Genomic DNA, 952 nt, shown 5'->3' with positions numbered 1-952 from the left:
GGTTCCGTAGACACCTCGCAGCCATAAACTATGGCTTAGGCGGAGGTGATTATGAGCACGAAGCGGTACACCGATGAGTTCAAGATCGAGGCGGTCCGACAGATCGTTGAGTACGGCCGTCCGGTAGCGGAGGTTGCCGAGCGACTGGGCGTGTCGATCCACAGCCTTTACAGCTGGAAGCGGCAACAAGGCAAAGGCGATGTTGGACGGCGTGTTGAGCAGGACCAGAACGCGGAAGTACGCCGCCTCAAGGCTGAGCTACGCCGGGTCACTGAAGAGCGAGACATCCTAAAAAAAGCCGCCGCGTACTTTGCAAAGGGATAAGAGCAAAGTACGCCTTCATGAAGCAACACGCAGATGAGTTCGGTCTCGCGGCGATGTGTCGAGTACTTGGCGTCCATCGCAGTGGCTACTACGCCTGGCTAAAAGAGCCGGCAAGCGCTCGCGACAAGGACGATCGGCGATTGCTTGGCCTGATCAAGCACAGCTGGCTGGAAAGCGGCTCCGTGTATGGCCACCGCAAAGTGACCACAGATCTGCGCGAGCTTGGCGAGACGTGTAGTCGTCATCGCGTGGCACGCTTGATGAAGAGCGAGGGGCTGCGGGCAATGGTCGGCTACGGTCGGCGACCACGCCCTTTGAGCGGCCCTGTTGGATCAGTCGCCAAGAACGTTCTGGCTCGCGGGTTCAAGGTCAGCGAACCCAATCGCGCGTGGGTCACGGACATCACCTACATCCGCACGTATGACGGCTTCCTGTACTTGGCGGTAGTGCTTGATCTGTTTTCGCGCCAAGTCGTTGGATGGGCAACCCGGCCAACTCAACATACGGACCTGGTTTTGCAGGCGCTATTGGCTGCAGTGTGGCGGCGCAAACCAAGCCCCGGGCTTCTGCTTCACTCCGACCAGGGAACCCAGTTCACCAGCGAAGACTGGCAGAGCTTCCTGCGCGA

1 pseudogene is annotated in these 952 nt (G+C 59.2%); it reads left to right on the top strand.

Annotated features, from left to right (window positions below):
• Window positions 1-51 precede the first annotated feature (51 nt).
• A pseudogene (locus AC1VXD_RS19840) lies at window positions 52-952 on the top strand (IS3-like element ISStma9 family transposase); the annotation flags it as partial.

It is taken from the genome of Stenotrophomonas sp. STEN054 (assembly GCF_056854535.1).
The sequence above is the reverse complement of the archived record's forward strand: the minus strand, read 5'-3'. Positions and strand labels throughout refer to the sequence as shown.